This is a genomic window from Geodermatophilus aquaeductus (assembly GCF_900182545.1).
In the GTDB taxonomy this organism is placed as follows: domain Bacteria; phylum Actinomycetota; class Actinomycetes; order Mycobacteriales; family Geodermatophilaceae; genus Geodermatophilus; species Geodermatophilus aquaeductus.
In genome coordinates this window covers 73,289-92,089 of the sequence record NZ_FXTJ01000006.1, presented here as the reverse complement: position 1 = coordinate 92,089, position 18,801 = coordinate 73,289, and the positions used below count along the sequence as shown (strand labels likewise).

At 76.2% G+C, this 18,801-nt stretch carries 14 protein-coding genes; 5 read left to right on the top strand and 9 right to left on the bottom strand.

Going from position 1 to position 18,801, the window contains the following annotated elements:
* Window positions 1-59 precede the first annotated feature (59 nt).
* Window positions 60-269: a hypothetical protein gene (locus FN207_RS15855; RefSeq protein WP_110908802.1), complete on the top strand. Its 210-nt coding sequence runs from the start codon at window positions 60-62 to the stop codon at window positions 267-269.
* Window positions 270-326: 57 nt separating this feature from the next.
* On the opposite strand, the gene FN207_RS15850 is transcribed toward FN207_RS15855, so the two are convergent.
* The 4 genes from FN207_RS15850 to FN207_RS15830 form a co-directional block, all read right to left on the bottom strand.
* Window positions 327-1,226, bottom strand: a complete 900-nt coding sequence (locus tag FN207_RS15850; RefSeq protein WP_185938369.1) for an SMP-30/gluconolactonase/LRE family protein — start codon at window positions 1,224-1,226, stop codon at window positions 327-329.
* Window positions 1,227-1,256: 30 nt separating this feature from the next.
* On the bottom strand, window positions 1,257-2,690 hold the full coding sequence (locus FN207_RS15845) for an amidohydrolase family protein (protein ID WP_142459445.1): 1,434 nt from the start codon (window positions 2,688-2,690) through the stop codon (window positions 1,257-1,259).
* 101 nt (window positions 2,691-2,791) lie between these two features.
* Window positions 2,792-3,649, bottom strand: a complete 858-nt coding sequence (locus tag FN207_RS15840; RefSeq protein ID WP_142459444.1) for a LysR family transcriptional regulator — start codon at window positions 3,647-3,649, stop codon at window positions 2,792-2,794.
* Between the two features lie 238 nt (window positions 3,650-3,887).
* Window positions 3,888-4,688 carry an LAGLIDADG family homing endonuclease gene (locus FN207_RS15830; protein ID WP_142459443.1) on the bottom strand — a complete coding sequence of 267 codons (801 nt, stop codon included), beginning with the start codon at window positions 4,686-4,688 and terminating at the stop codon, window positions 3,888-3,890.
* A 141-nt stretch (window positions 4,689-4,829) separates the two neighbouring features.
* Here FN207_RS15830 and FN207_RS15825 point away from each other — a divergent pair, with 141 nt between their 5' ends.
* On the top strand, window positions 4,830-5,801 hold the full coding sequence (locus FN207_RS15825; protein WP_142459442.1) for a TIGR03557 family F420-dependent LLM class oxidoreductase: 972 nt from the start codon (window positions 4,830-4,832) through the stop codon (window positions 5,799-5,801).
* Between the two features lie 92 nt (window positions 5,802-5,893).
* The gene (locus FN207_RS15820) at window positions 5,894-6,490 is read left to right on the top strand and encodes an HD domain-containing protein (RefSeq protein WP_142459441.1); all 597 of its coding nucleotides are present in this window, start codon (window positions 5,894-5,896) and stop codon (window positions 6,488-6,490) included.
* A gap of 4 nt (window positions 6,491-6,494) precedes the next feature.
* On the opposite strand, the gene FN207_RS15815 is transcribed toward FN207_RS15820, so the two are convergent.
* Complete coding sequence (locus FN207_RS15815; protein ID WP_142459440.1) at window positions 6,495-6,923, bottom strand: ATP-binding protein; 429 nt, start codon at window positions 6,921-6,923, stop codon at window positions 6,495-6,497.
* A gap of 69 nt (window positions 6,924-6,992) precedes the next feature.
* Here FN207_RS15815 and FN207_RS15810 point away from each other — a divergent pair, with 69 nt between their 5' ends.
* The gene (locus FN207_RS15810) at window positions 6,993-7,343 is read left to right on the top strand and encodes an STAS domain-containing protein (RefSeq protein ID WP_185938368.1); all 351 of its coding nucleotides are present in this window, start codon (window positions 6,993-6,995) and stop codon (window positions 7,341-7,343) included.
* Window positions 7,344-7,354: 11 nt separating this feature from the next.
* Window positions 7,355-9,589 carry a SpoIIE family protein phosphatase gene (locus FN207_RS15805; RefSeq protein WP_142459438.1) on the top strand — a complete coding sequence of 745 codons (2,235 nt, stop codon included), beginning with the start codon at window positions 7,355-7,357 and terminating at the stop codon, window positions 9,587-9,589.
* A gap of 13 nt (window positions 9,590-9,602) precedes the next feature.
* Here FN207_RS15805 and FN207_RS15800 read toward each other — a convergent pair whose 3' ends face one another.
* The 4 genes from FN207_RS15800 to FN207_RS15785 form a co-directional block, all read right to left on the bottom strand.
* Window positions 9,603-10,253 carry a maleylpyruvate isomerase family mycothiol-dependent enzyme gene (locus tag FN207_RS15800; protein ID WP_142459437.1) on the bottom strand — a complete coding sequence of 217 codons (651 nt, stop codon included), beginning with the start codon at window positions 10,251-10,253 and terminating at the stop codon, window positions 9,603-9,605.
* 80 nt (window positions 10,254-10,333) lie between these two features.
* A complete protein-coding gene (gene ilvA / locus FN207_RS15795; RefSeq protein ID WP_246066102.1) occupies window positions 10,334-11,626 on the bottom strand; it encodes a threonine ammonia-lyase IlvA in 1,293 nt (430 codons plus the stop codon).
* Between the two features lie 47 nt (window positions 11,627-11,673).
* Window positions 11,674-17,682: a DUF4011 domain-containing protein gene (locus FN207_RS15790; protein ID WP_142459435.1), complete on the bottom strand. Its 6,009-nt coding sequence runs from the start codon at window positions 17,680-17,682 to the stop codon at window positions 11,674-11,676.
* A gap of 133 nt (window positions 17,683-17,815) precedes the next feature.
* Entirely contained in the window at window positions 17,816-18,703 is an 888-nt protein-coding gene (locus FN207_RS15785) for an isocitrate lyase/PEP mutase family protein (RefSeq protein WP_142459434.1), read from the bottom strand.
* Between the last annotated feature and the right edge of the window lie 98 nt (window positions 18,704-18,801).

Here is an 18,801-nt window from a genome sequence, read left to right as displayed (position 1 = left end):
GCGGTCCGACCGGGGGTGAGCCGAACCGCCCGGTCCGTGCACGACTCCGGAGGTCCGCGATGACCGAGGGCTCGATGACCGGCCGCCCCTACGGCGGCACGAACGACCGCTCCGGCGAGGACGGCGTCCTGCCCGGCGAGCGCCCGCTGCACGACGACGAGGACGGCCGGGTCGGCGCCGCCCCCGAGCAGGAACCGCGGGCCGGCCAGGGCGGCATGGGCACCGGGGACCGCCCCGGCTTCCCCGGCAGCGGCAACGGGCCGGGGTGATCCGGCGGGTCCTCGTGCTCTGCCCACGATCGGGGGCAGAGCACGAGGACCGGGCGGTCAGGGCAGGCCGGCGTGGGGGACGTCGACCTCGGTGGCCAGCAGCACCGCCTCGCGCACCGGCGCGCGGTTGTGCTCGTAGAAGTCCGGCGCGGCGCACAGGAGCAGCGTCCGGCCGTCGTCGCCGCCGAGCATGCAGGCGTACACGCCGAGGCCCTCGGGCGCGGCGACGGCGTCCACGATCCCGCCGCCCTCCGCCACCCGCACGACCCGGCCGCCCACGGCGTCGGCCACCCAGATGCAGCCGTCGGCGTCGAGCGCGCAGCCGTCCGGGGCGACGGCGAGCTGGCCGAGCACCTCCTCGGTCGTCGCCCCCGTGACCTCCGGCCCGAGCGAGGCCCACACGCGGCGGTTCGTCAGCGACCCGTCGGCCGCCAGGTCGAAGGCGGTGTAGCGGTTGCCGAGGGTCTCGCCGACGACGAGCGTGCCGCCGTCGGGGGTGATGACGGCGCCGTTGGGGAACTGCAGCCCGTCGGCGGCCACCGACACCGTGCCGTCGGGGTCGATCCGCTTGAGCGACGCCGTCGCGACCGCCCCGCCGCCCATGAGGTCGTAGCCGAAGTCGCCGGCGAACACGTGCCCGGCCGCGTCGACGACGAGGTCGTTGAGGTGCCCGCCGCAGTGCGCCGACAGGTCGGCGTGCGTCGACAGCGACGACCCGTCCCAGCGCAGCACCGCGTGGGTCTTCATCGACACGACCACCAGCGACCCGTCGGGCAGCCAGCCCATGCCCGAGGGCTGCCCGGGCACCTCGAACTGCACCGTCTCCCGCCCGTCGGCGCTCACCCGGCTGACCGTGTGCCGGTAGAAGTCCGACACCCACCACGTGCCGTCGTGCCAGCGCGGGCCCTCGAAGAACCCGCCGCCGGTGAGCACCGTCCTGACCACCCGCTCCGCCATGGCGCCGACCCTAGGGCCCGGTGACCTGTGTCACCGCGCCACCGGCTGCGGGCGGTTGGCCTGGAACAGCGGCTCCATGAGGTCCCATCCGTTCTCGGGCGTGCCGGGCAGGGTCTGGCCGTTGTCGGCCACCCGCTGCAGCACGTCCTCGCACGCGGTCTCGGCCTGCCGGGTGAGCGCGCGCAGGTCGTGGTCGACGAGCACGCCGTCGCGCTTGACCACCCGGCCGTCCACCAGGACCGTCCGCACGTCCGCGACCGTCGTCTGGAAGACCAGCGAGCCGACGACGTCGGGACGCGGCGCCATCTCGAACGAGGGGCCGCCCACCAGGACGAGGTCGGCGCGCTTGCCGGGGGTGAGCGAGCCGATGCGGTCGCCCATGCCCATCGCCTCGGCCGCGTTGACCGTCGTCCAGGTGAGCGCGTCGCGCGCGGTGGAGGTCACCGTCTCGGGCATGCGGCCGGCCAGGTTGACCGCGTGCGTGGCGTCCCAGCGGTCGAAGCCGAGGCCGAAGCGCATCTGGTGCCACAGGTCGCCGCTGTTGAGCGAGATGACGTCGGCCGACAGCGTCGGCGCCAGCCCGTGCCGGCGGCACCGCTCGAACACCGGCCGGCCCATGCCCATGTTCAGCTCGGTCTCCACCGAGATCGACACCTTGCCGCCGCTGCGGGCCAGCGCCGCCCACTCGTCGTCGTCCAGGGCGTTGCAGTGCACGTGCACGATGTCCGGGCCGAGCAGCCCGGCGGCGTCGAGCTCCCGGATGCCGCCGGTCACGCAGCTGCCCCACACGCAGCCGGTGTGGGTGACCACCAGCGCGCCGTGCTCGCGCGCCAGCGTCAGCTCGTCGACCGTCTGCTGCCACGGCTGGCCGAACACCTCGCTCAGCGAGACGCCGAGGGTCACCAGTCCTCCGCCGCCCTCGACGGACCGCGCCAGCCGGGCGAAGTCGCGCACCCGGTCGGCGTGGCTGCCGAACTGCGGATCGGCCGGGCGGCTCTCGAAGAAGCCGTGGCAGTGCGCCGCGCGCACCCCGGACTCGCGGATGCCGCTGATCGCGGCGTCGGAGTGGTCGGGGGTGTTGTTCGTGTGCGAGAAGTCCAGCAGCGTCGTCACCCCGGCGTTGAGCGCGTCCGCGCCGCCGACGACCTGGCCGAGCCGCACGTCCTCGGGGGTCATCGCCGGCGAGATCGCCAGCCGGATGCCGAAGTAGTAGTCGCCGAGCGTCCAGTCGGCGCAGATGCCGCGGACGATCGACTGCCAGGTGTGCCGGTGGGTGTCGATCAGCCCGGGCAGCACGACGTGCCCGGTCGCGTCGATCACCTCGGCGTCGCCGGCCGGGACCGACGGGGCGACGGCGACGATCGCGCCGTCCTCGACGAGCACGTCCCCGACCGGCAGGTCGCCGATCGCCGGGTCCATCGAGACGACGTGCCCGCCGGTGATCAGAGTGCGCTGCTGGGCCATGACCGGACCTCCGCGACGTCGGGGACCGGCCTCGCTGCCGGCTCCTCGGGGCCACCCCACCACCGGGAGGGGCGCCGGATCATCCGCCGGATCGGCAACGATCAGCTTGCGACCGCGGTGGCCGCCTCCCGGAAGGCCGCCACCTCCGGGCGGCAGTCCGCGGCCCGGGTGACGACGGCGACCTCCACCGGCGGCCCGTCGAAGGGCACGAACCGGACGTCGGGCCGGGGGAAGAACCTCGCCGCGGCGGCGCCGTGCAGGCCGAGCAGGCCGGTGGTCGCCACCGCCGTGGGGATCGCGGCCGGGTGGCGGATGGCGGTGCCGGAGCCGCCGACGCCGGCCGGGCCGATCCAGTCGCGGAAGCGCGGGTGGGCGGCGGACAGCCGCAGCCACGCCTGGTCGGCGACGTCGTCGGCGGTCAGCGCCGGGGCGTCGGCCAGCGGCGAGTCCGCCGGCGCCACGACCACCGCGGGGGTGCGCAGGACGGTCCGGAAGTCGAGCCCGTCGACGCCGCCGAAGTGCTGCACCAGCCCGACGTCGAGGTCGCCGCGGCGGACGGCGTCGTACTGGTCGTCCATGTCGAGCTCGGCGTGCACCAGCCGCACGCCGGGCGCGGCCGCGGTGACGACGTCGCGCAGCGCCGGCCACCGGTCGGCGACGCCGAAGCCGAGGACGCCCACGCGCAGGACGCCGTCCGCGCCGTCGCGGGCGGTGGCGACCTCGGGCAGCCGGTCGAGCGCGGCGAGCACCGTGCGGGCGTGGGCGACGACCCGCTCGCCGGCGGCCGTGAGGGTCACCCGTCGGCTGGTGCGGTCGAACAGCCGGGCGCCGAGGTCGTGCTCGAGCCGCTGGACGCGCCGGGAGAACGCGCCCGCGTCGAGGAAGTGGCGCCGCGCGGACCGGCCGAAGTGCAGCTCCTCGGCGAGGGTGAGGACGTAGCGCAGCGACTCGACGTCCACGGTGCACCTCCCGCGCCCGGCGCCGACGCCGCGCGCGTGCCGACTGTCCTCCCCGACCCGCCCACCGGGGAAGCGGTCCGGCGCGCTCGTGCTCTGCCCACGACTGTGGGCAGAGCACGAGCGCGCGGCGGGGATCTAGTCGCCCTTGACGTTCACCACCTGGCGCAGCGTGTGCCGCACCTCCACCAGGTCGGCGGCTGCGGTGAACCACGTGCGCCTACGAGCGGGGGACGCTGTCTCAGCGGTGCGTGCGGCTCGCCTGCCGCAGGCGGGACCGACGGATGTTCACGGCCTTCTCGGTGCGGCTGAGTCGAGCTGCAGCCTCGCGGAGGGTTCCGTTGAACACCGCGGCGTCCTCCTCGGCGGTCCACCGTCGTGCACCGGCCAGCGGCCGGGCTCGCATCGACGCTGGCCTCGTCCACGCGGCCACGAGTGCGGCCGCGGCGCGCTTCCGCTCGAGCGCGAGGCATCCCGCGGGGTACAGCCACGCAGCGAGAGAAGCGGCGGGATCGCTCGTCACGAGCGGGTTGTAGATGTCGTCGCGCCTGTTCCGGCTGGGCGTCCGGCACGCTCCTGCGATCTCACGCGCCTGCGTACAGAAGAACTCGGCCAACGGCCGGCTTGCGGTGACGAAGCTGACGAAGGGCCGTCCCGTGCGGGTGAAGCCGACGCTCCCGTCTCCGTCGACCAGGCCGCGGAGGTAGTCCCGGACGCTGAACGCGGTCGTCGGTGGTGCCACGCTCGTCGACTTGCGCCCGGTCGGCAGTCCGAGCTCGACCAGCTCCTGACGGAACGTGCGGTCGCACAGTGTCCAGACAACGGAACGGTGCGGCCCGAAGTTGGTGGTGCGCTCGCGGTAGGTCACCCGCGAAGGGACCGTGAAGAGGGCAGTGAAGGAGTGCAGTACGTCCTCGTCCCGCTGCGACAGCTCGATCGTGAGGCGACCTCTCCGGCCCGTACCGGCGTAGAGGCTCCCGTCGGTCTGGGCGAATCCGAAGAAGTAGGCATGAGCCGGGTCGGTGAGGTCGAGATGCGGCACCAGGCAGGCGTACCTGGAGGTGACGACGGAATCCCCGTGCCCTGCACAGCCGGCGCGGGGACCCCGGCGTGCCGTTTCCGTTCCGCGGGCCCCGGGCAGCCCCGGTCCGACCGCCGGAACCCAGCAGTGAGGACGCACGCGATGCAGGTCGGACTGAAGCTCGCCACCGAGGCCTTCCCGCCGGAGGAGATCGTCCGGCAGACGGTCCGCGCCGAGGAGGCCGGCTTCGACTTCGTCGAGCTCAGCGACCACTACCACCCGTGGCTGGAGACCCAGGGCCACAGCGGGTTCACCTGGTCAATGCTCGGCGCGATGGCCGCGAAGACCGAGCGGATCGGCCTGGTCACCGGCGTGACCTGCCCGATCATCCGGTACCACCCGGCGATCGTCGCCCAGGCCGCGGCGACGGTGCAGATCCTCTCCGGCGGCCGCTTCACCCTCGGCATCGGCGCCGGTGAGCGGCTCAACGAGCACGTCGTGGGCACCGGCTGGCCGGCCGTGCACGTGCGCCACGAGATGCTGCGCGAGGCGCTGCAGATCATCAAGCAGCTGTGGCAGGGCGGGTACCAGACCTTCGAGGGCAAGTACCTGCAGCTGGAGGACGCGCGCGTCTTCGACCTGCCCGAGCAGCTGCCGGTGATCGCCGTGGCCAGCGGCGGGCACAACGCCTCCGCGCTCGCCGCCGAGTACGGCGACGGGCTGTTCGCCACCGAGCCGCGCGAGGACCTCGTCAGCGCCTTCCGCGACGCCGGCGGCTCCGGCCCGCTCTACGCCGAGGTGCCGATGGCCTGGGCCACCGACGAGGAGGCCGCCGTCCAGGAGGCGCTGGAGACCAGCCGCTGGGCGCTGACCGGCTGGAAGGTGATGAGCGAGCTGCCCAACCCGGTCAACTTCGACGCCGCCAGCCAGACGGTGAAGCCCGACGACATCCGCCAGCAGTTCTCCTGCGGCCCCGACCCCGAGAAGCACCTGCAGCAGGTGCAGCCCTACGTCGACGCGGGCTTCGACCACATCGTGCTGCAGAACGCCGGACCCGACCCCGACGGCTTCATCGACGCCTGCACCGGCGGCGACGGGCTCATCGCGCGGGTCAAGGAGCTCAAGGCGTCCTGACCGGCGTCGTCCCTGCCGGGTTCCGCAACGGACCTGCCAGGACGCGCGGCGTCCCCGGGGAACGGTCCCGGACGGCGGCACACTCCCCGTCCGTGACCGTCTCCCTACCCGCGCTGCCCGACACCGCCGCCTGCCGCCTCGCCGCCGAGGTGGTGGCCGAGTTCAGCTCCCCGGCGCTGGTCAACCACTGCCTGCGCTCCTACCTGTGGGCCGCCGACCACGCGGCCCGGCACGGCATCGCCTTCGACGCCGAGCTGCTGTTCGTGTCGGCGATGGTCCACGACCTCGGCCTGACACCGGTGTTCGACAGCGCCACGCTGCCGTTCGAGGACGCCGGCGGTGCGGTCGGCTGGGTGTTCGCCGCGGGCGCGGGCTGGCCGGTCGAGCGCCGCCGGCGGGTGGCGGAGATCGTCGTCGCGCACATGGCCCCGGAGGTCGACGTCGCGGCCGATCCCGAGGGGCACCTGCTGGAGCTGGCCACCGGGCTGGACATCTCCGGGCGCGACCCGGACGCCTGGCCCGCGGAGCTGCGCGCCGAGGTCCTCAGCCGGTATCCGCGGCTCGGGCTGATCGACGAGTTCGTCGCCTGCTTCACCGACCAGGCCCGCCGCAAGCCCGACTCCCTCGCGGGCCGGTTCACAGCGAGCGGCTTCGCCGACCGGGCGCGCGCGAACCCGCTGGACGCCTGAGGCGTCAGCCGCGGTCGAGCAGGCGCAGCGAGGGGCGGGTGGTCAGCCGCTTCTCCAGGCGGACGCAGTGCCGGCCGTCGGGGTCGCGGCGGAAGTCCAGCCGGTCGGCCAGCGCCTGCATGAGGGTCAGCCCCGCGCCGCGCTCGCCGTCGACCCCCGGCCGGGTGACCGCCTCGTCGGGGTCGAAGCCGGCGCCGTCGTCGACCACGGTGATCCGGCACAGCCCGCTGTCGATCTCCACCGACACCTGGTAATCGCCGTGGTCGCCGGCGTGCTGCACGACGTTCGCGCAGGCCTCGGTGAGCGCCAGCGTCGTCTCGTCGACGACCGTGCGCTCGATGCGCAGGTGCTCCAGCGCCTGCCGGCACAGGCCGCGGACGAAGGGCACGCTGCCGACGTCGACGGGGAGCCGGACGGTGAACGAGATGTCCATGCCGAGCCCCTCCCCGTGACGCCGCGTTACGCTCCTCGGGTCTGTTCCGAGCACCGAGGGAGCCTGATCGTGCAGTTCGCCGTCGACCGCGTGGCGGTGCACGGTCGGCCGGGGCTGAGGGTACGCGGAGAACTGGACATCGCGACGGTGGCGCAGCTGGCCTCCTCCGTGGCGGCCGAGCTGGCCGCGTCCCCCCGCACACTGGTCGTCGACCTGACCGAGACGACGTTCCTGGACTCCTCCGGCGCCCGCCAGCTCGCCCGCACCGCGAAGGACGCCGCGGCCGCCGGCACCGCCCTGCAGGTGGTGTGCCCGCGGGAGAACGCCCCGGTCCGGCTGGTCATCGACCTGCTGGAGCTGCAGCGCCTGGTGCCCGTGGTGGAGTCGGCGAGCCTCAGCGGCGGGGAGGTCGGGTCGTAGGGTCGGCCGCGATGACCGCGCTCCCGACGACACCGACCGGACACCCGCCGTCCCCGGCTCCCGACCCGCTCCGTCGGCTGGTCGACGACGAGGTCCTCGCCCGCTGCGCCGACGAGCCGATCGCCGTCCCGGGGGCTGTCCAGCCGCACGGCGCGCTGCTCGCCGTCACGGAGCGCGACCTCGCCGTCGTCGTCGCCTCGGCGAACGCCGCCGACGTCCTCGGGACCACCCCGGCCACGCTCGCCGACCTGCTGACCCCCGCCGAACTCGACCGGCTGGGCGAGGCCCTGGCCGGCGACCTCGTCGAGGCCGGGCCTATGCGGGTGGCGCCCGGCGGCGCCGAGCTGGACCTGGTGCTCTCCCGCAGCGGCGGCCTGCTGGTGACCGAGTGGGAGCCGGTGGCCGGCGCCGGCCAGGCGGGCGCGGCCTGGCACCGGCGGCTGCCGACCGTGCTGCAGCGGCTGTCGGCGCCCACCACGCTCGAGGGGCTGACCGCCGTCCTGGCCCGCGAGGTGCGCGCGCTGACCGGCTTCGACCGGGTGATGGTCTACCGCTTCGACGCCGAGTGGAACGGCGAGGTGGTCGCCGAGGACCGGCGCGCGGACCTCGAGCCGTTCCTCGGCCTGCACTACCCGGCCGGCGACATCCCCGCCCAGGCCCGCGCGCTCTACGCGACCAACTGGATGCGGCTCATCCCCGACGCCACGTACACGCCGGTGCCGCTCGAGCCGCCGCTGGTCCCCGGCACCGGCCGGCCGCTGGACCTGTCCGGCGCGATGCTGCGCAGCGTCTCGCCGGTGCACCTGGAGTACCTGGCCAACATGGGCGTCACCGCGTCGATGTCGGTCTCGCTCATCGACCGCGGCCGGCTCTGGGGCCTCATCTCCTGCCACGGCTACAGCGGCGCGCACCGCCCCTCCTACGCCGACCGCACCGCCGCGGAGTTCCTCGGGCGCACCGCCTCGCTGCTGCTGCACACCGTCGTCGGGGCCGCCGAGCGCGACGGCATGGTCGCCGTCGCGCAGCGGGAGGCCGAGCTGGTCGCCGCGATCGGCCGCACGCCGCGCACCCCGGCGGCCGCGCTCGTCGACGGCGACCGCACCGTGCTCGACCTGCTGCCCGCGGCCGGCGCCGCGGTCCGCCTCGACGGCCGGCTGCACCTGCTCGGCGCGACCCCGCCGGCCGAGCGCGTGGCGGCGGTCGTGCCCGCGGTGCTGCGGGCCGGCGGCGTCACCGACCGGCTGACCCTGGCGCTGCCCGGCTTCGACGACGTCGCCGACGACGCCAGCGGCGTGCTCGCCGTCGAGGTCGGCGGCCGGCGCGGGGACTTCCTCGCCTGGTTCCGTCCCGAGACGCCGCGGGAGGTCAGCTGGGGCGGCGACCCGCGCACCTCGAAGGTCACCGACGGCCGGCTCTCGCCGCGGCGCTCGTTCGCCCGCTGGACCGAGACCGTCCGCGGCACCGCGCGCCCGTGGCGGGAGCACGAGGTGACCGCCGCCCGCGCCCTGGCCGCCCACCTCGGCGAGGCCGTGCTCGCCCGTGCCGGCGAGGACGACCGGCTCGCCGCCGCGCTGCAGCGCACCCTGCTGCTGGAGGAGCTGCCGAAGGTCCCCGGCGTCGTGCTCGGCGCGCGGTACCGGCCCAGCGAGGCCGACGTCGTCGGCGGCGACTGGTACGACCTCGTGCCCCTGCCCAGCGGCCGGCTCGCCGTGGTGCTCGGCGACGCCGCCGGGCACGGGCTGACCGCCGCCTCGGTCACCGCCCAGCTGCGGCACGCCCTGCGCGCGGCGCTGCTGCGCGACGAGGGGCCGGCCGCGGCGCTGGCCGAGCTCAACCGGCTGGTCGCCGCGCTGCTGCCCGGCGAGATGGCCACCGCCGTCGTCGTGCAGCTGGACCCCGCGAGCGGCGAGCTGGCGCTGGCCAGCGCCGGGCACCTGCCGGCGGTGCACGCCGGCGACGGCGCCGCCCGGCTCGTCACCGACGGCCGCGGACCGGCGCTCGGCCTCCTCGACGACGCCGGCTACCCGCAGGCCACGCTGCGGCTCGAGTCCGGCGACCGGCTGCTGCTCTACAGCGACGGCCTGGTCGAGCGGCGCGACCGGCCGCTGCCGGACGGGCTGGAGGCCGTGCGCGCGGTGGTGGCCGGGGCGGTCGGCACGCCGCAGGAGGTCGTGGACGCGGTGGTCGACGCGCTCGACCCGGCCGGCACCGACGACGTCACCGTGGTCGGGCTGGCGCGCGTCTAGCCCGGGGCGCCGCTCAGGAGCTCGCGCAGCGCTCCCGCAGGGTGGGCAGGCCCGGGCCGGTCAGCTCGTCGCAGTAGGCGACGCGGCCGGCCATCGCCATGGTCAGCGCCAGGGTCGTACCGCTGACCAGCGGACCCGTGCCGGTGGCGAAGGGCCCGTCGGTGGCCTCCAGTCGCAGGCCCGCGACGGTGCTGCGGCTGGGAACGGTGAAGTCGCGCCGGGCGTAGGAGCGGGCGACCTCGGTGACGCTCGCGACCGCCGGTGTGCGGGTGATGCCCAGAGGGCGGCGGACGTCCTGGGCGTGCACCACGACCTCACCGAGCCAGGCGGCGGTGTCCCCGGACGGGCCGGTGCTGGTGCCGACGACGCGGCGGAACCGGTCGAGGGTCTCGGCCGGTGTCGTGCCGCGGTGCTCGGCCAGGCGCCGGGCGTTGTGCAGGTCGGGGTCGAAGCGCGCGCCGAGGACGCTGACCAGCCACCGCAACCGGCCGGTGCTCGCTGCTGCGGTCAGGTGGGCCACGACCTCCTCGACGGTCCAGCGCCCGCACAGCGACGGCTGCGCCCACTGGGCGTCATCGAGGCCGGCGAGGTCCTCGGCGAGGGCGGCGCGCTCGGCGTGGGCGGCCGCCCAGAGCGTGTCGCGGGGAACGGTGGCATCGACCACGGGAGGCCTCCGGTGCTGGTGGACTGCGGACTCCACGTCGACTCCGCGGGACCGCCGGAGTCATCGCTGCGGTTCCACTCCTAGCCCGGGGCGCCGCCGCGGACGAGGTACCGGTAGGCCGGTGAGTCCGGATCGAGGTGCTGGATGCGCAGCGGGCTGGCCGCGGTGCGCTCCAGCAGGCCGGGGAGGCTGGCGGCGTTGCCGAGCTCGATGCCGGTGAGGGCGGCGCCGGTCTCGCGGTTGTCCCGCTTCACGTACTCGAACAGCACGATGTCGTCGTCCGGGCCGAGCACGTCGTCGAGGAAGCGGCGCAGCGCGCCGGGCTCCTGGGGGAACTCGACGAGGAAGTAGTGCTTGAGCCCCTGGTGCACCAGCGAGCGCTCGATGACCTCGGCGTAGCGGCTGACGTCGTTGTTGCCGCCCGAGAGCAGGCAGACCACCGTCGAGCCGGGCTCGACCCGCACGGTGCCGCCGGTGAGCGCCGCGGTCGCCAGCGCCCCGGCGGGCTCGGCGATGATCCCGTCGACCTGGTAGAGCTCGAGCATCTCGGTGCAGATCTGGCCCTCGGGCACGGCCAGCACCTCGGCGCCGGAGTCGCGCACCAGGGGGAGCGTCACCGCGCCGGCCCGGCGCACCGCGGCGCCGTCGACGAACGTGTCGATCACCGGCAGCTCCACCGGGTGCCCCGCGGCCAGCGCCGCGGCCATGCTCGCCGCGCCGGCCGGCTCCACGCCGACCAGCCGGGTGCCCGGGCTGGCCTGCGCCAGCCAGGTGCCGCACCCGGCGAGGAGCCCGCCGCCGCCGAGCGGCAGGACGACGACGTCGGGCGTGCGGCCGCCGAGCTGCTCGAGCACCTCGACGGCGACCGTGGCCTGGCCGACGACGACCGGCCACGCGTCGAACGCGGGCACGAGCGTGGCGCCGCTGCTCGCGGCGTGCACGGCGGCCGCGGCCGCGGCGTCGTCGTAGGTGTCGCCGGTGACGACGAGCTCGACCATGTCGCCGCCGAGGGCCTGGATGCGGGCGCGCTTCTGCCGCGGCGTCGTCCCGGGCACGAACACCGCCCCGCGCACGCCGAGCGCCCGGCACGCGTACGCGACCCCCTGGCCGTGGTTGCCGGCGCTCGCGCAGACGACCCCGGCCGCGCGGGCGGCGTCGTCGAGGCGGCTGATCGTGTTGTAGGCGCCGCGGACCTTGTACGAGCGCCCCACCTGCAGGTCCTCGCGCTTGAGCCACACGTCGGCGCCGGTGAGGTCGGACAGCCGCTGGCTGCGCTGCAGCGGCGTGCGCTCGGCGACCCCGGCCAGCCGGCCCACGGCGTCGCGGACGTCGGCGGCGAAGGAGGTGAGGTCGGGCGTCAGGGCGGTGCTCACGGTGCTCCATCCTCCCCGGGCGGCAGAGATGGCCATCTCTGCCGCCCTCAGGCGGTGAGCCGGCCGTCGTCGGCGACGGTGACCCGGCCGGCGGCGGTGACCCGGGCCAGCGCCTGCGCCAGCAGCGGGGCCAGCGACGGCGTGCGGCGGCGGTAGCCGAACACCTCGGCGGTGCGCAGGAACAGCTCGTCCTGCGTCAGCGGACCGCCCGCGCGACAGAGGGCGACCATCGCGTTGCCGACCTCCTGCACGGGCACCTGCTCCAGCGGCCGCGTGGTGCTGGTGGCCTGGCGGCGGTAGGCGGTCCAGGTCTCCCGGTCCAGCGTCTCGGGCCAGACGACCTCGCCGTCGACGACGCCCTCGGGCAGCAGCGCCAGCAGCGCGTCGCGCCGGGCCTCGCTGACCCGGCTGAGCCCGAAGGCGCCGGCGGCGAGGCGGACCAGGCGGTCGCGGTGCACCGGGCCCTCCGCCTTGAGCCCGGCGGTCAGCACCCGCTTGACCAGGCGGGCGTTGCGCGGGTCGGCGAGGGCGTCGAGGACCTTGCGGTCACCGGCGGGCTTCGGCGCCCACGCGCGGAAGCGCAGCTCGGCCGCGGGCTCCTCGGCCGGCTCCTCGGGCAGCGCGGGGACGACGGTCAGCGGCACCGGGGTCACCGGCGTGGTCACCACCGGCGCCTCGACGGGCCGGTGCCGCGGCACCGGCAGCGCGGTGACGGCGGCCGACACCATCGACCGCAGCGTCGGCAGGCCCCGGGGAGCCTCCTCGGCGGGCTCGGCGACGACCGGCTCCGGCGCCACGACGGGGGCGAGCTCGACGACGGGCGCCGGGGCAGCGGGGGCCGGGGGAGCGGTGGACGCCGCGGCCACCGCGGCGGTCAGGCGGTCGAGGACGGCGTCGCGGTCGCGCAGCCACGAGGGCAGCCACACCCGCTCCACCACCGGCCAGCCGAGCATCCCGGAGAGCACCTCGACGGGCAGCCCGTCGCGGTCGCCGACGGTGCGCCGCCGTGCCCAGTCCGGACCGTCGAGCAGCACGGCCATGACCGGCGTCCCCGGCTCGTCCGCGCGGGCGACGGACAGGTCGACGCGGAACTCCGAGAGGCCGACGTCGGTGCGCACGGCCAGCCCGCGCTCGCGCAGCGCGGCGGCGATCTCCTCGCGGTGCCGGTCGGGCACGGTCGAGCGGCGCGCCTCGCGGGGGAGCGCGTCGGTGCCGAGGGCGGCCAGGTCGAGGTAGGCGCGCAGGTGCTTGATCCCCAGCGACGACGTCTGCTCGGCCCGCAGCGCCGACGGGTCGAAGGAGGAGAAGACGACGACCTGCCGGCGGGCGCGGGTGATCGCCACGTTGAGCCGGCGCTCGCCGCCCACCCGGTTGAGCGGGCCGAAGTTCAGCGGCAGCACGCCGCGGTCGTCGGCGCTGAAGCCGGTGGAGAACAGCACGACGTCGCGCTCGTCGCCCTGCACGTTCTCCAGGTTCTTGACGAACAGGCCCTCGCCGTCGGTGCGGTCCAGCGCCTCGGCCAGCCGCTCGTCGCCGGCGTCGCGCAGCAGCGACTCGATGTAGGCCCGCTGCTGGGCGTTGAAGGTGACCACGCCGATGGAGGGCACCGCTGTGGGGTCCCCGCCCGCAACCGCGTCGAAGCGGCGGCGGACCTCCGCGACGACGGCCTTGGCCTCCAGCGGGTTGGTGCGCAGCAGCCGGCCGGCGCCGGCGCGGTGGAAGGTGCCCTGCACCCGCACCAGCGAGATGCCGCGGCCGTCGACGTCGGCCGAGGGCCGTCCGTGCGTGGGCGCCGGGAACGACGACAGCCGGTTCTCGTAGTAGTGGGCGTTGCTGAAGGCGATCAGCGACTCGTCCTGGCTGCGGTAGTGCCACGACAGCCAGTGCCGCGGCACCCGCGCCTGCACGCACTCGCTGAGGATCGACTCCTCGTCCTCGACGGCGGTGCCGAGCAGCTCGGCGAGCTCGTCGTCGACGGCGGTGGCCGGCTCGGCGAACGACGTCGGCGGCATCTGCTCGCTGTCGCCGACCACCACGGCGGCCCGCGCCCGGCCCAGGGCGCCGACGGCGTCGGCCACGCGGATCTGCGAGGCCTCGTCGAAGACGACGAGGTCGAACTGCCCGGCCCGCGCGGGGAAGAACCGCGCCACCGAGTCGGGGCTGACCAGCACGCAGGGCATGACCGCGGTGACCAGGTCGCCGTACTCCGCCAGCAGCGCGCGCACGCTCAGGCCCTTGCGGGGGCGGCCCAGCTCGCGCTGCAGCGCCCCCAGCCGGTCTCCGTCGCCCCCGCTGGCCTCGTCCAGCCGGCGGCCGGCCAGCACCGAGGCGGGCAGCGCCGCGGTGAGGTGCCGGCGCACCGCGCGGGAGGCGGCGGTGAAGCGGGTGATCGCCCGGCCATGCGCGGCCTCGTCGAAGCCGTCGAGGCCCGTGGCGGCGCGGCGCTCGGCGGCGGAGGTGGCGGCCAGGCCGTGCTCGAAGGCGCGCGGGGCGTCCTCGGCCGGCAGCCGCCCGGAGACCAGCGCGGCGCGCGCCTCGGTCAGCCCGGCGGCGCGCAGCGGCTCGAGGGTGTCGAGGAACTCCGCCCAGCGGCGCAGCGAGATGAGCCCGCCGTGCTCGACGCCGCGCTCGGGCCGGGTCAGCGCCCAGCGCAGCACCACGCCGTCGCCGCCGCACCAGTCGGCCAGCGCGGCCGGGGTGCTGCGGCAGACGCGCAGCAGCTCGTCGAGCCCGTCGCGCAGCCGGGCGACCGCCCGGGCGGCGCCGGCGTCCGGCCCGGGACCGGCGACGACGTAGCGGCGCAGCGCGACGGCGAACTCCCGCGCGCTGTCGACGACGGTGCCGGCGCGGCGCAGCCAGGCGACCTGCCCGTCGAGCAGCGTGGGGTCCAGCAGCGGGTTCCAGTCCTGGGGCACCGACAGGCCGGGGATGACCGCGGCGCGGGCGGCGAGGCCGGCGGCGGCGGTCTGCAGCCGCCACAGCGCGGCGGTGAGCTCCGGGACGTCGCGCAGCTTGACCGTCACCCCCGGGCGCAGCACCGGCGCCAGCTGCGCCCGCACTGCGCGCAGCCCCTGCCGGCGGGCCCACCAGCGGGCGGCCTGCGCGGTCTGCGCGGCGACGTAGAGGTCGGCCAGCGGCAGCGCGAGGGCCTCGGGGGTCGCCAGCTCCAGGCCGGGGTGGACGGTGGCGGCGAACGCCGCGACCTCGCCGAGCACCGTCGCCGTCGCGGTCGTCCAGCGCTCGGTGGGCACCTCGTCGAGGACGTCGAGGCCGACGGCGGGACCGGCCAGCAGGTGGGCGAGGTCGTCGAGGTCGCCGGGGGTGCGCACCTCGCGCAGCGCCCGCGCGAGGTGCTCCTCGGCCGGCAGGGCGCGCATGGCGGCGTCGACCTCGGCCGCGGCCGACTGGGCGGCGGGCAGGTCCACCCGCGCGGTGTCGACGAAGGCCCACGGGTGCCGCGGCGAGGGGCGGACCAGGTCGGCGACGTCGGGCAGCAGCGCCAGCGCGCGGCGCACGTCGGCCAGCGTCTCCGCGGGCGCGGCGGCGGCGAAGGTCTGCGGCACCGGCAGCTGCGGGACGTCCTCGCCCAGCGCCAGCTGCGCCGTCCGCGCGGAGTAGTAGGACAGGCCCGCGGCGTTCTGGGCGTGCAGCCGGTCGGCGTAGCGGGCCAGCGTGCGGCGGGCGGCGCGCAGGTCGTCGCCGTCGGCGGCCAGGCCCTGCTCGTCGACGGCGACCGCGTGGTCCAGCGCCGCGCGCACCCGGGCGCGCACCTCGGCGGCGCGGGCGCCGCGGTCGTGCAGGTCGAGGGCGAACGGGCCCATGCCGACCGCCTCGAGCCGCCGGGCGACGACGTCGAGCGCGGCCCGCTTCTCGGCCACGAACAGCACCCGCTGGCCGTCGGCGACCGCGCGGGTGAGCAGGTTGGTGATGGTCTGCGACTTGCCGGTGCCGGGCGGGCCCTCGAGCACGAACGTGCGGCCGGCGACGCCCTCGGCCACGGCGCGCAGCTGCGAGGCGTCGGCCGGGACGGGGCAGCGGGCGGCCAGCTCGTCGAGGTCCACGTCGGCGGCCGCGGCCGGCACCGGGTCTGTGAAGGCCTCGGTCGGGGCGTGCACGAGGTGGGACACCAGCGGGTTGGCGGTGAGCTCGGCCCAGTGCTCGTCGAGGTCGCGCCACAGCCGGTACTTGGCGAACTGCAGGACGGCGAGGTCGGCGGTGGCCTCGACGCGGAAGGGCAGCCCGGCGTCGGCCAGCGCCTGACGCACGGCGGTGAGCGCGGTGTCGACGTCGGTGCCCTCGCCGTCGAGGCCCGGGACGGTCAGGCCGTGCACCTGGCGCAGCTTCTCCAGCAGGCACCAGTTGGGGCTGACGGCGGCGGCGTCGTCGGCGGTCAGGCGGTAGGCGCCGGTGCGGCCGGCGGGGGAGAGGACGACGGGCAGCAGCACCAGCGGCGAGCGCAGCGGCCGGCCGTCGAGCTCCCAGGCGAGGCTGCCGATCGCGACGTAGAGGTTGTTGGCGCCGGTCTCCTCGCGGACGGTGCGGGCGCGGTGCGCCAGCCCGCGCAGGCGCGGCAGGTAGCCGCCCTCGGTGACGTCGGCGTGCACCGCCCGGCGGTCGACCAGCGTCTCGCCGAGCAGGCCGACCGGCAGCTCGCGCGCCGAGCGCAGGCCGCGCTCGACCTGGACGGCGGCCAGCCGGTCGCTGGGCAGCAGGGTGACCGCGACGTCGCCGGTGAGGGCGTCGGCGAGCGAGGCGAGGTAGGCGTCGGGGACGACCAGCGGCAGGCCGGCGCCCTCGGTGTAGTTGATCAGCCGGTTGCGCAGGCTCAGGTCGAGCAGGCTGTTCTTCCACTGCTGCACGCGCGGCGGGACGCCGGGGCGGCTGCCGGGAACCGGGGCGGCGTGCCGGCCGGCCGGGCGCGCGGCGGGGTCGTGGTCGGCGGGGCGGTACTCCACGACCTGCACCGAGCCGTCCGGACCGCGGGTGCGCGCGGGCAGCGGCAGGATCCCGTCGCGCCGGGCGCGGTGGACGTCGGTCACGCCGACCACCCGCTCCAGCGCGCCGGGCAGCCACGCGTCGTAGGCGGCGCGGTGCAGCCGCTCGGCGTCGGGCTCCTCGGCCGCGCGGCTGGTGAGCAGCGTCGTCTCCACGAGCCGCACCAGGCCGAGGTCGACGAGGTTGACCAGCGGGGCGACGTCGGTGGTGGCCGCGCTCTCCGCGCTGCGCTCCTCGCGCCAGTAGCCGAGGAAGGCGTGGTTCGTCCCCACCCCCCCGCCGATGCCGTCGGCGACCCACAGCAGCGGGCGGACGCCGGCGGCCTCGAGCGCGGCGGCCAGCACGACGACGGTGTCCAGGCAGGTGCCGACCCGGCCGTCGAGGACGTCGCCGGGGGTGCGCACCTTCTGGCCGATGTCGGCCCAGCTGGCCGGGGGCTCGCTGTAGCGGATGGCGCGGGCGCGCATCGCCCCGGCGACCGCGGCGACGATCTCGTCGACCCGCTCGGGACCGGCCTGGTAGCCCTGCACCGACGGGTCGTCGGTGCGCTCCTCGAGCAGCGCGGCGGCCTCGGCCAGCAGCGCGGTCACGGCCGGGTGGTTGGGCTGGACGTGCGCGGCGAGCATCTCCAGCGCCAGCGGCACGGGGGTGGCCAGCCACTGGCTGGCGGCGAGCACCTGCACCGGGAGGGCGGTGCCGGCGACGTCCACGCCGTCGACGGCGACGTCGATCTCGATCGAGCCGGGGCGCTGCTCCTCGATCTGCAGCATCGCGGCGGGGTCCATGACCAGGCCGACGTCGCTGAGCACGGTGGTGGCGCCGGCGTCGAGGTCGACCAGCAGCTCGACCGGGCTGCCGATGGGGCCCTCGGCGTCCTGCACGCCGAGGCGCACGCAGGCGCCGCGGACGGCCGCGCCGTGGTTGGTGAACGCCAGCCGCGACACGACCGGGACGCGGTTGTGCGCGAGGGCGTAGGAGAGCACCGGCGTGCCGGTGGCCGAGATCGCCACGGCCGCCCGGACACCGTCGTGCGGATGCGGGCGGGTGTCCGTGGTGCTCATGCCGTCGTGTCTACCGGTCCGGACGGACCGGTCCGGTCATCCCCGCGAGCGTCTGGGACGGGTGTGACAGGAGGGCCGAGACGTTGTCCGGCGGCCTCCCGCGGCTGCCGATGAGGGTCGCCCGCGGGTGTCCTCAGCCCGCGAAGCGCTGCTCCAGGTCCTGCGTCTCGGGCAGGCCGACGAGGTCGGTGAACTCGCCGAAGGACGGCAGCCCGTCCAGCGGCGGGACCCCCTGCTCGCGCAGCGCCGACAGCAGCGAGCGGATCCCCGCCGTCGCCGCCAGCAGCGTGCCGATCGGGTAGATGACCAGCGCGAAGCCCAGCTCGGTCATCCGCTGCAGCGACACGGGAGGCGTCCGCCCGCCCTCGGCCCAGTTGAACACCAGCGGCGCGACGCCGGCGAGCTCGCCGGCGATCCGCTCGACGTCGGCCTCGCTGGTCGGCGCCTCGACGAAGAGCAGGTCGGCGCCGGCGGCGGCGTAGGCCCGCGCCCGCTCGAGCGCGTCGTCCACGCCGGTGACCGCGACCGCGTCGGTGCGGGCGATGAGCACCAGGTCGGGATCGCGCCGGGCGGCCACGGCCGCGCGCAGCTTGCCGGTCATCTCGTCGGTGCCCACGAGGGCCTTGCCGCTCATGTGCCCGCACTTCTTGGGCATGACCTGGTCCTCGAGCTGGATCCCGGCCACCCCCGCCTGCTCGTACAGCTGCACGGTGCGGACGACGTTGAGCGCGTTGCCGTACCCGGTGTCGGCGTCGGCGATGACCGGGACGTCGACGGCGGCGGCGATCCGGCGGGCGTTGTCGACCATCTCCGCGCCGGAGAGCAGGCCGACGTCGGGGCGGCCGATCAGCGACGCCGTCGTCCCGAAGCCGGTCATGTAGACGGCGTCGAAGCCGGCCTGCTCGACCAGCCGGGCCGACAGCGCGTCATAGGCGCCGGGTGCGACCAGCGGCCCCGGGCCGCCGAGCAGCTCGCGCAGCCGGGCGCGCGGAGCCCGGGCGCCTCCCAGGAGATCCCCCACGGTGCCTCCTCGTGTGTGTCCGGCACGGACCACGGTTGCATACAGGACGCGTCCGGGCCGCCGCCGGTGGTGAGCAGTCTGCACCGGTCCCGACGTGC

Coding starts and splice junctions, on each gene's coding strand:
- FN207_RS15855 (WP_110908802.1), top strand. CDS start 60: ATGACCGAGGGCTCGATGACCGGCCGCCCCTACGGCGGCACGAACGAC.
- FN207_RS15845 (WP_142459445.1), bottom strand. CDS start 2,690: ATGGCCCAGCAGCGCACTCTGATCACCGGCGGGCACGTCGTCTCGATG.
- FN207_RS15850 (WP_185938369.1), bottom strand. CDS start 1,226: ATGGCGGAGCGGGTGGTCAGGACGGTGCTCACCGGCGGCGGGTTCTTC.
- FN207_RS15815 (WP_142459440.1), bottom strand. CDS start 6,923: ATGGACATCTCGTTCACCGTCCGGCTCCCCGTCGACGTCGGCAGCGTG.
- FN207_RS15790 (WP_142459435.1), bottom strand. CDS start 17,682: ATGAGCACCACGGACACCCGCCCGCATCCGCACGACGGTGTCCGGGCG.
- FN207_RS15805 (WP_142459438.1), top strand. CDS start 7,355: ATGACCGCGCTCCCGACGACACCGACCGGACACCCGCCGTCCCCGGCT.
- FN207_RS15825 (WP_142459442.1), top strand. CDS start 4,830: ATGCAGGTCGGACTGAAGCTCGCCACCGAGGCCTTCCCGCCGGAGGAG.